This window comes from Ottowia sp., assembly GCF_046348305.1.
Lineage (GTDB): Bacteria > Pseudomonadota > Gammaproteobacteria > Burkholderiales > Burkholderiaceae_C > Ottowia.
Map to the genome: position 1 here is coordinate 329,152 of NZ_JAXMEM010000006.1, position 10,319 is coordinate 339,470.

Below are 10,319 nucleotides of genomic sequence, written 5' to 3' on the forward strand. Positions count from 1 at the left end.
CTTGCTCTGGCCGTCATGGCGCGTTGTCTCCAGCAGCCCCGGATGGATCGCGCGGCGGCGGGCACAGATCCGGGCACATTTCGGGGCGCAGCACGGTAAAGCTCAGCTCGAACTGGTTGACGTGCGTCACCGTCGGATCGGAGCAGCCGTTGGTGGTGCGCTTCCAGGCCCACAGGCGCAGCAGGTAGGCACAGCACCCCGGAAAGTCCGATCCGTGCAGCGTGACCTTGAAGTCGCCGCCATACCACTGCGGGCGCGGCGCGCCCTGCGCCAGCGCCTGGCTGTAGCCGGGGCCGAACTCAGACGTCGGGTCGCCCGCCAGCGTGCCCACGCCGCCGCCGGCCTCGACGATGTAGAAGGCCTGGCTGGCGCCGTACTCGGCGCGCAGCCAGTAGCCTCCCAGGTGGCCGTCCTGCACGGTGGCCGGGCAGGTCACGCTGAAATGAATGGTCAGCGTGTCGGTGGGCTCCAGGCGCACGATGTCGCAGGCCGCGACGCAGCTCTGGCCGGGTTGGCCTTCGTTTTTCCAGATCTCGCGGATGTAGCAGTCGGGCTCGACCGTGTACTGGTGGATCAGGCCGCAGGACAGCGTGACGGGGTTGCATTCCAGCCCGTGCGGGATCTTGCACGGCCCCCCCAGCGACGGCGCCGGGTGCACGCGCGCCTGGTTGTCGATGCGCAGGTCCACGCGCTCGGCCGTGTCCTGGCCGCAGGTGGGCAGGATGCGCTCGCTGCTGGCGATCAGCTTGTCGGCGGCGTCGGCCGCCCAGCCCACAAAGCGCAACTCGTACAGGCCGTCCGGCGTCAGGCCCGGCTGCGTGCTGTCGAAGTAGAACAGGGTGTCGTAGTCGTCCCACAGCACCTGCCCGCCAAACTGCGGCAGCCCGGGGTTGAGCTGCTCGTAGTGGTGACGGGTCATGATGACCGTCTGGCCGCTGTTGTTCTTGGGCGTGAAGTCGATGTAGGGCGAGAAGCCGCCGCCCGTCCAGTAGCGGCGCGCGTAGCCGGCAAACGCGGGCACCGGCAGATCGACCCAGGGCGCGCCGTCCCGGGAGATCTGCACCTTGAAGTAGTCCACGTCCCAGCCCACGCCGCCGCGAATTTGCAGCGAACCAAAGAACGGGTTGTCCTTCCAGGGGTCGGCATCGGCGAGTGCCACGCGGGCGTAGCCGCGCAGGTCGGGCGGGCCCGCGTTGGTGCTGATCAAGTCAACCGGCGTGCAGCCGACCCACGTGAGCGTCAGGCATTCGGGGCATTCGGGGTCGCGGCAGCTCGGCAGGCAGCAGGCCTGGTCGTTGGCGATCAGCGTCACGTTCAGCGTGGTCGGAATGTCCCAGCGCGTCTGCGCGTTGGACTCCTCGTAGATCACGCTGACGCGGCCATCGCAGCGCTGCGTGGCGCGAAACACCACGTCCGGTGCGCAGTCGTCCCACTCCCACCATGGCCACACGCGCAGCGCCGCCAGTTCGGGCGAGGCCGGCAGCAGCGCGCGCAGGCCTTGCGCCGACAACGCGGCGGCTGGCTGCTGGACCGCGGGCAAGCCCGCCGCGGCGAGCACCGGCCCGGGCAGGCTGGCAGCGCCACCCAGCAGGCGCTGGAACACCATCGGGTCCGGGTCCGGACCGGGCGGGATCGAGGGCAAGGGCAGTTGCGCCGCGGCCAGCACCTGCTGAATGCGCGCCAAGACCTCGGGATCGATCGCCGGGTTGGGCCGCAGCCACGGCCGCCAGCGCAGGCAGCACCAGCGGAAGGTCATGTGGAAATTGCCGTTGACGTCGGTCACGGCGCTGGCGACTTCGTCGCGCCAGAACCACCACCAGAAGCGATCGACGTCCCAGGCCTCGACCATGGCGCCGGGCACGGGCTCGTCGCAAAAGCTCCAGCGATGGCGCCGCGGGTCGTATTGCCAGTGGCGGCAGACGATGCGGCCGTTGATGGTGTAGGTGCGACAGCAGAGCAACCAGCAGCGGTAGATGGAGGCGTCGACCGCGACCGCGCCGATCTTCAGTTGTGCCGCCGTCGCAGCCGCGGCCCGTGCGGCGGCGCGCTCGGGCGCCGCGCCCAGGTCCACCACGTGGCGCACGGTGTCCAGCGCCAGGAATTCGCGATCGGCCAAGTTGGGACCGGCCAGCACCACCACCGGACACGGCCGGCGCGCGCCGGGCAGCAGCGGCGGCGTGAACTCCACCTCGAAAGGCAGGCGCCGCTGCTTGGCACCGGCCGGCTTGAGCACGACCGATCCGAGGACGCTGTCCTCGCGCACGACGGCCACGCGCAGTTCCAGTTCGGGCTTGTACTCCGCATCCGGGATCTGGCTCAGATCCAGTTCGCCGACGATCTTGGTCATGCTGCGCTCCTCGGGCACGCGTCCCATCGATGAGCCGGCGGGACGCGCATGTGAACGGAGCCGCCAGCTTGCCGCGGCGACGGCGGGTGGCGTTAGCCCTGATCTGCGCTTGACTGGAACGATTCTGCGTGGGCCGACAGCGCCGCGACAGCCTGCACCTGCAGGCGTTGCCGGAAATGCGAGGCGGGCACGCCCACGAGGCGTCGAAACACGCGCCCGAAGTAAGACAGGTCGTTGAAGCCCACCTCATACGCGACTTGCGACACCGACGCCCGCGGCTCGGCCAGGAACTCGCGCGCCCGGTCGATGCGGTAATGCAGCAGGAAGCGCCGATACGACACGCCCTGCTCGCGATGGAAGGCGCGGCTGAACTCGGACTCGGACAGGTGGCACAGCTCGGCGACGGCCTTGACCGGGGACGGCTCGGCATAGTGCTCGCCGACCCAGGCCACCGCCGCCGCGGTGCGCGGCGGCGCCGTCAAAGGCCGGCGCAGGTGCCCAGCCGGCGCCAGCAGGCCGGGTGGCAGCGCCGGAGCAAGCCAGCCTCCGTCCAGCGTCACGCGGCGGACAAAGGCGCCCGCGGCCTGGATCAGCCGCGCCAGCGTGTCGGCGCTGACGGGCTTGACGCGGTAGTCCCACACCCGGCAGCGAAACGCCCAGATCGCCAGCGCCTCCGTGTGGTATTCGGTGAACATCAACAGCGGCAGCGCCGGAAACTCGCGCCGCAGCAGCGGCACGGCGGCCAGCCGGGTGCGGTCCGGGTAGTCGAATTCGATACAGGCAAACTGCGCCCGCTGGCGCGCGACGGCGCCGCCCAAGTCCGCCAACCGGGTGAGGCGCACCCAGTCACCCTGCGACGCGGCGTCCAGCCACAGACTGCGCGCATCGGGTTGGCAGCGCAGGTCGATCCAGACTGCGCGCGCCGGCTGCGGCGCGGGCCCGACGGGGCTCGGGCATGCAAGGGTTTGCGGGGCCATGTCCGGCTTCCTTCTCTTGGCCGTCGGACCCGTCATGCGCTGGGCCGCCTGCGTTGGGTGCCGCCCCTCGCAGGTGCTTGGCCAGCCCGCCGCGCTGGCGAAACCGACGATGCGATGGTAAGACGCCGGATGTCGGTTTGTGTATTCCTTCAGGCGTATGTCACGCAATAAATCGGTATCAAGTTACATCTTTCGGCATCAATATCGGCACCGGATTGCGCCGGCCTGCAGGGCGCTCAACCGTGCTCGCGCAGCACCATGGGACACGGCGCAAAGCCGTGATCGAGCGGCCCCACGCCGTGGCCGGTTCGCACCGGCGCGCCTGCGAGCAGCGCCGCGCGCACATACTGCCGCGCCGCGCGCACGGCATCGGGCAGCGCCAGGCCCAACGCCAGGTGGGCCGCCACGGCCGACGACAGCGTGCAGCCCGCGCCGTGCAGGTTGCGCGTGGCGATGCGCGCATCCACCATGCGCAGCGGCGCCTGGCCGGCAATGGCCAGCACGTCATGCACCGCGTCGCCCGGCAGGTGGCCGCCCTTGAGCAGCACGGCGTGCGCGCCCTGGCCGATCAGCGCTTGCGCCGCGCTTTCCAGGTCCGCAACAGCGGTGATGGGCCGGCCCAGCAGCAGCGCGGCTTCATCCAGGTTGGGGGTGATGATCGCCGCACGTGGAAACAGCTCGCGCACGATGGCCTGCACCGCGGCCGGCTCGATCAGCGGTGCGCCGGTGGCCGAGACCATCACCGGGTCGAGCACCACGGGCGCCATGCCGTGGCGGTCGATGGCGGCGGCCACGGTGCGCACGATCTCGGGGGCGTGCAGCATGCCGACCTTGACCGCGTGCGCGCCGATGTCGCCCATCACCGCGTCGATTTGCGCCACCAGAAAGTCGGCCGGCGCGGCGTGGATGGCCGTCACGCCCTGTGTGTTTTGCGCCGTCAGCGCGGTGATGGCGCTCATGCCGTAGCAACCCAGCGCGGCAAAGGTCTTCAGGTCGGCCTGAATGCCGGCGCCGCCGCCCGAGTCGCTGCCGGCGATGGTGAGCACGCGAATGTATTGCTGGGTCATGTGCGTCATGGTCAAACTCGGTGTTGGCGCGCGCCCGCTGTGCGCGGCCAGCTATTGGTTCAGGAGCGATGGGTGAGGCAGGGCCGGCGTCGGCAAGCGCTCTTGCCCGCGCCCGCTGGCAATGGCCGCTTGCCACGCAGGCACGCTGCTTGCAAGGTCATCCCCCAGCCCGCGCACCACGCACACCCCGGCCGCGCCGGTTTGCGCCGCCTGCCCGGCCTGCGCGTGTTCCAGGATGCCGCCGATGGCCACCACCGGCACGCCGGCCATGCGCACCCACCAGGCCAGGTTGTCCAGGCCTTGCGGCTGCCAGGGCATGGCCTTGGTCAGCGTGGGCCACACCGGGCCGCAGGCCACGTACCCCGGCGCCAGCGTGCGCGCGCGGCACAGCTCCCACAGGCTGTGGCTGCTGATGCCCAGGCGCAGCCCGCTGGCCGCCAGCGCGGCGCGGCCCGCGTCGCCCAGGGCCAGCAGGTCTTCCTGGCCCAGGTGCACGGCCAAATGGCGGCGATCCTTCTCTCCGGCCAGCTCGACCGCCAGGCGCCAGTGGTCGTTGACGACCAGGGTCGCGCCAGCGGCGCGGCACGCCAGCAGCGATTGCGCGATGGACTCGTGCAACGCGGCATGCCAGGCCGCGTCGGGCGCGTCGGGGGTCTTGATGCGCAGCTGCACCACCCGCACGCCCGCTTGCACGACCTGGCGCACGCGCTCGGCCGTGTCCACGATGGCGTACAGGCCGATGTCCTCCGATTTTGATGAAACTGGCCTATCCCCCCCGTCAATAAAGCGCAGCCAGCTATCAAAATCAAAGTCTTCGCTCCAGCTCATGAGCGGCAGCCGTGCGGGCAATGCGCCAAATCCGGCAGCTGCGGCCACCGGCCCCGCGCCCTGCCCGGCCGCATGGCCGCAGTCGATGGCGTGCGCGGTTGCCATCTTGGCCAGCACCAGCGCGTCGGCCGCGACAAAGCCCAGCGCCAGCGCGCAAGCCGCGCTGGTGGCGAAGGTGCAGCCGGTGCCGTGGGTGTGGGCCGTGTCGATGCGCGGCAGTGCCAGCCAGCCGCGGGCGTGCGGCGTGTCGATCCAGTCGAGCGCCAGGCCCAGCGCGTGCGCGCTGTCGCCGCCGGTGATGGCGACGGTTTGGGCGCCTCTCGCGCGCATGGCTTGCGCGAGTGCAGGGATGGTTGCCTCGGTTGGTACTTGATCCGCCGTGCCCCCCACGTCACCCACCAGCCGCCACGCCTCCCGCTCGTTGGGCGTGACCAGCGTGGCGCGCGGCAGCAGCAGCTCGCGGTAGGCGCGCAGCACGGCGTCGTCGGCAAACGCGGCACCCGTCGTCGCGCCCAGCACCGGGTCGATCACCAGTGCCACCGGGCCGCGCGCGCGCAGCCGGTCGATCCAGCGCGCCACCACGGCCACGTTGTCAGCGCTGCCCAGCAGGCCCGTCTTGACGGCCGCCGGCGGCATGTCGCCCGCCAGCGCGGCCAACTGCGCATCCAGCACATCCGGATCAACGGGCACAACGCGCATCACGCCCACCGAGTTCTGCGCCGTGATGGCCGCCACCACCGGGCACAGGTGCACGCCAAAGGCCTGGGCGGCGCGCGCATCGGCACTCAGGCCCGCGCCACCGCCGCTGTCGTTGCCGGCAATGCTCCAGACGATGGGCGGCCTTGCTCCGATATCCGAAGCGCCTTGCGCTTGCTGCACGGGCGTCACAGCCCTATCCGATCAGCAGCGGATTGCCCGTCACCGGCGTGGTGGCGACGGCAAAGTCCTGGCGCGCCATCACGCCGGCGCGATACGCCGCCCGCCCCGCCTCGATGGCTTGGCGAAAGGCGCCCGCCATGCGCACCGGGTCGCTCGACTGGCTGACGGCGCTGTTGAGCAGCACGGCATCAAAGCCCAGCTCCAGCGCCTGCGCCGCGTGGCTGGGCGCGCCGATGCCGGCGTCCACGATCAGCACCACCCCCGGCAGGCGCTCGCGCAGCAGGCGCAGCGCAAAGGGGTTGATGAGGCCCTGGCCCGAGCCAATGGGCGCACCCCAAGGCATGAGCAGCGGGCAGCCCGCGTCCAGCAGGCGCTTGCAGGTGACCAGATCGTCGGTGCAGTACGGAAACACCGTGAAGCCATCGCGCGCCAGTTGCCGCGCGGCCTCGACCAACTCGACCGGATCCGGCTGCAGCGTGTAGTCATCGCCCACCACCTCCAGCTTGACCCAGGGCGTGTCGTACAGCTCGCGCGCCATGTGGGCCAGCTGCACCGCCTCGCGCGCCGTGGTGCAGCCGGCGGTGTTGGGCAGCAGGCGCGCGCCCTGCCGGCGCATGGCAGCGCGGATGATGTCGATGAAGCCGTTGTCGCCGCCCGCCGCCAACTGGCGCTTGAGACCCACGGTGACGATCTGCGTGCCCGACGCGGCAATGGCATCGCCCAGCACCTGCGGCGAGGGGTAGCCGGCCGTGCCGAGCAGGAAGCGACTGGCCAGCCGCACCTCGCCCACATGCCAATGGTCATCACCCGGTTTGTCTGTCGTCATCGAATCGATCCCTTGCATCACAACGTGAGCCATCCCTGGCGCAGCCCCACGGCAGCCACCAGGGCCGCCAGCACCAGCAATCCAAAGCCCGCCCATTCGCGCCGCGAAAACACCGCTCGTCCGTGCTCGCGCCGCGCCCAGGCATACAGCAGCGCGCCCGGCGCGTACAGCAGGCAGCCCAGCAGCAAATACTTGATGCCGCCGGCATACACCAGCCACAGCGCGTACAGCAGCGCCAGCGCCGACACCGCCGCGTCGCGCCGCCGGCGTTGGCCCTCGCCCACGTGGTAACTCTCGCCGCGCAGCGCCACATTCAGCGCGTGGCCGGCGGCGCCGGTGTAGGGCAGCAAGATCATGGCCGTGCCCAGGTTGACCAGCGACAGGTAGGTCGATTCGCTGACCAGGGTCACCAGCAGAAAAAGCTGCACCGAGGCGCTGGTCAGCCACAGCGACGCCGCGGGCGCGCCACGGGCGTTCTCGCGCGCCAGCCAGGCGGGAGCCGCGCCGTCGCGCGCGGCCGAATACAGCGTCTCGGCCGACAGCATCAGCCACGACAGCAGCGCCCCCGACAACGAGATGAACAAACCCACGCTGATCAGCACGGCGCCCCACGGGCCCACGGCGCGCTCCAGCACGTAGGCCATCGACGGATTCTTCAGCGCGGCCAACTCGGGCTGCGCCATCACCCCCATCGACAGCAGGCTGACGGCCACCAGCAGCGCCAGCACAAACAAAAAGCCCGCCAGCGTGGCGCGCCCCACGTCCACGCGCCGCGCGGCGTAGGCCGAATACACGCTGGCCCCCTCCACGCCGATGAACACCCACACGGTGACCAGCATCATGCCGCGCACCTGCTCCAGCACACTGCCCAGCCGGGGGTTGGCACGGCCCCACACGTCGGCCTGGAACACGCCGGGCTGAAAGGCCAGCGCCACCAGCACGACGAACAGCAAGAGCGGCACCAGCTTGGCGGCCGTGGTCACCTGGTTGATCAGCGCCGCCTCGCGCACACCGCGCAGCACCAGCGCGTGCGTGCCCCACAGCATGACCGAGGCGCAGGCCACCGCGACTTTGGTGTTGCCGTCGCCGAACACCGGCCAGTAGTGGCCCAGGGTACTGAACAGCAGCACGTAGTAGCCCACGTTGCCCAGCACCGCCATGAACCAGTAGCCCCAGGCCGAGCTGAAGCCGGTAAACGGCCCGAAGCTGGCACGCGCATAGGCGTAGATGCCCGAATCCAGCTTCGGCTGGCGCAGCGCCAGGTTGACGAACACGAAAGCCAGCGCCAGCATGCCCACGCCGGTGATGCCCCAGGCCAGCGCCGTGGCGCCCACGCCCGCGCTGGCCGCCGTGTTCTGCGGGATCGAGAAGATGCCCCCGCCCACCATCGAGCCCACCACCAGCGCGGTGAGCGCGCCCACCCCGAGTTTTTTTCGATTGCTGTCCATCGACCGCCTAGCCGCCGACGATGGGCTGAAACAGCAGCACCTGATCGCCGGCCTGAAGCACGCGATTGTGCCGCGCCGCCCGCGCCACGAACTGCGCGTTGACGGCCGTGCTGACCGCCTGCGGCGCATGGCCCAGCGCATCGACCAGTTGCGCCAGCGTGGTGCCCGCAGCCACCTGGCGCGCGGCGCCATCGACCTGGATGGCCACGGTTGGGGTCGAGTCCAGGTCGCTCATGCAAGCTCCGTTTGTGCGGTCATCGGCAGCGCCCAACCGGTTTGCTGCAAGGCCTGTTCCACCAGCGCCGGCGCCAGCAGCCAGCCGTGGCGAAACAGGCCATTGATGGCCAGCTTGCGGCCGGCATGATCGATGCGCGGGTTGTTGTCCGGCAGCGCGGGGCGCAGGTTCACGTCCAGGCGCTCGATGCGCGCCTCGGCCAGGGCGGGCAGCACGCTGTGCGCCGCCGCCATCAGCTCGACGGCCGTGCGCAGGCTGACGGGCGAGCGGTCCTCGCTTTCAATTTCGCTGGCGCCCACGATCAACTGACGCGCCGAGCGCGGCACGATATAGACGCGGTGGCGCGGGTGCAGCAGCCGCACCGGCCGAGTCAGACCATGGCCGGGGCAGTCCAGCGTGATCACCTCGCCGCGCACGCCGCGCACGCCCATGGCGCCCGCATCGCGCCGGTCTGCCCCCTCTCCCGCTCGCGGGAGAGGGTTGGGGTGAGGGTGCTCCCTCCCCCGCTGGGGGAGGGTTGGGGTGGGGGCCGGCGGCGCGCGCTCAGTCACCACCGCCGGCCCCTCACCCCCGCCCTCTCCCAAAAGGGGCGAAGGAGCAAGCCCCCGGGCACCCACACCGCGCACATCAATCACCGCATCGAAGGCCAGCACCCGCCCACCCGCCAGGCGCAGCGTGCCGCCGCCCGCGCCCGCGTCCACCGCCAGCACCGGCTGACCCCAGTGCCACTGCGCCTGCGCTGCGTCGGCGTGCAAGGCGTGCATGGCGGCCACCGTGTCGATGAAGCCCTCGCCCGGCAGCAGCCAGGCCTGCGCCGGGCCGGCGATCGACGGTTCCAGCGCGCGCAAGGCCGCTAGGTCCAGCGCCTGCACCAGTTCGGGCGGACTGGCGCGCTGCCACGCGGGCGCCATCGTGGCCGCGTGCAAGCGATCGAGCACGCGCTGCGCCGCCCCCGCATCACCGCGATGCGCCAATAACAAGCTGCCCTGCACCGACAGCAGAGGTTGCGGCGTGGGCAGCGCGGCCACGATCCGCCGCCACAGCGCAATCGAGCGCCAGCCCAGCGCCGCCACGCCGGGCTCGGCGTTGTCCAGCTCGGCCATCGGGCTGAGCATGCCCGCCGCCGTGAAGCCGGCCGCCGTCGGCACATATCCCTGCTCGGGCGCTTGGCTGCGAAACACCGGCTCGGGCCCGGCCGCCGCGTCAAACACCTGCACCGCATGCCCGGCGCGCGCCAGCCGCCAGGCCAGCAGGCGCCCCAGCAGGCCGGCGCCGGCAATGCCGATGTGCATCGAGTTGGTCATGAAAACTATTGAATTGATAGCTGCTGGCGCCCATCCACCGGTCGCCAGACGGCAATCTGGCTTTAAATCTTGGCAATGGGAATGTAGAACTCGCCGCCCTGCTTGGCGAATTCCGCCGACTTCTCGTCCATGCCGGCCTGCAGCGCCTCGGCCTCGTTCAGCCCCTTGGCCGCCGCAAAGTCACGCACCTCCTGCGTGATCTTCATCGAGCAGAACTTGGGCCCGCACATGCTGCAAAAGTGCGCCGTCTTGCTGCTGTCCTTGGGCAGGGTTTCGTCATGAAAATCGCGCGCGGTGTCCGGGTCCAGTCCCAGGTTGAACTGGTCTTCCCAGCGAAACTCGAAGCGCGCGTGGCTGATGGCGTCGTCGCGCGCCCGCGCGGCCGGGTGCCCCTTGGCGACGTCGGCC

The 10,319-nt window shown here is 70.7% G+C and carries 9 protein-coding genes; all 9 read right to left on the bottom strand.

The window, feature by feature from the left end:
- Positions 1-13: 13 nt before the first annotated feature.
- Positions 14-2,347, bottom strand: coding sequence for a hypothetical protein (locus U1F38_RS09225; protein ID WP_409986756.1), 2,334 nt, complete (start codon positions 2,345-2,347; stop codon positions 14-16).
- A gap of 92 nt (positions 2,348-2,439) precedes the next feature.
- Positions 2,440-3,324 (bottom strand): helix-turn-helix domain-containing protein, encoded by an 885-nt coding sequence (locus tag U1F38_RS09230; protein WP_409986757.1) that lies wholly within the window; start codon positions 3,322-3,324, stop codon positions 2,440-2,442.
- A 236-nt stretch (positions 3,325-3,560) separates the two neighbouring features.
- Positions 3,561-4,400 (bottom strand): bifunctional hydroxymethylpyrimidine kinase/phosphomethylpyrimidine kinase, encoded by an 840-nt coding sequence (gene thiD / locus U1F38_RS09235; protein WP_409986758.1) that lies wholly within the window; start codon positions 4,398-4,400, stop codon positions 3,561-3,563.
- Between the two features lie 42 nt (positions 4,401-4,442).
- On the bottom strand, positions 4,443-6,098 hold the full coding sequence (gene thiD, locus U1F38_RS09240) for a bifunctional hydroxymethylpyrimidine kinase/phosphomethylpyrimidine kinase (RefSeq protein ID WP_409986759.1): 1,656 nt from the start codon (positions 6,096-6,098) through the stop codon (positions 4,443-4,445).
- 13 nt (positions 6,099-6,111) lie between these two features.
- The gene (locus U1F38_RS09245; protein WP_409986760.1) at positions 6,112-6,924 is read right to left on the bottom strand and encodes a thiazole synthase; all 813 of its coding nucleotides are present in this window, start codon (positions 6,922-6,924) and stop codon (positions 6,112-6,114) included.
- Between the two features lie 17 nt (positions 6,925-6,941).
- Complete coding sequence (gene arcD / locus U1F38_RS09250) at positions 6,942-8,372, bottom strand: arginine-ornithine antiporter (protein WP_409986761.1); 1,431 nt, start codon at positions 8,370-8,372, stop codon at positions 6,942-6,944.
- Positions 8,373-8,379: 7 nt separating this feature from the next.
- Complete coding sequence (thiS, locus tag U1F38_RS09255; protein WP_409986762.1) at positions 8,380-8,607, bottom strand: sulfur carrier protein ThiS; 228 nt, start codon at positions 8,605-8,607, stop codon at positions 8,380-8,382.
- Positions 8,604-9,911, bottom strand: a complete 1,308-nt coding sequence (locus U1F38_RS09260; RefSeq protein ID WP_409986763.1) for an FAD-dependent oxidoreductase — start codon at positions 9,909-9,911, stop codon at positions 8,604-8,606. Before U1F38_RS09260 ends, thiS begins: the two co-directional genes overlap by 4 nt.
- 62 nt (positions 9,912-9,973) lie before the next feature.
- The coding region (locus U1F38_RS09265) for a phosphomethylpyrimidine synthase ThiC (protein ID WP_409986764.1) at positions 9,974-10,319 on the bottom strand (346 nt) is incomplete at its 5' end.

Coding starts and splice junctions, on each gene's coding strand:
- U1F38_RS09225 (WP_409986756.1), bottom strand. CDS start 2,347: ATGACCAAGATCGTCGGCGAACTGGATCTGAGCCAGATCCCGGATGCG.
- U1F38_RS09230 (WP_409986757.1), bottom strand. CDS start 3,324: ATGGCCCCGCAAACCCTTGCATGCCCGAGCCCCGTCGGGCCCGCGCCG.
- thiD (WP_409986758.1), bottom strand. CDS start 4,400: ATGACGCACATGACCCAGCAATACATTCGCGTGCTCACCATCGCCGGC.
- U1F38_RS09245 (WP_409986760.1), bottom strand. CDS start 6,924: ATGACGACAGACAAACCGGGTGATGACCATTGGCATGTGGGCGAGGTG.
- arcD (WP_409986761.1), bottom strand. CDS start 8,372: ATGGACAGCAATCGAAAAAAACTCGGGGTGGGCGCGCTCACCGCGCTG.
- thiS (WP_409986762.1), bottom strand. CDS start 8,607: ATGAGCGACCTGGACTCGACCCCAACCGTGGCCATCCAGGTCGATGGC.
- U1F38_RS09260 (WP_409986763.1), bottom strand. CDS start 9,911: ATGACCAACTCGATGCACATCGGCATTGCCGGCGCCGGCCTGCTGGGG.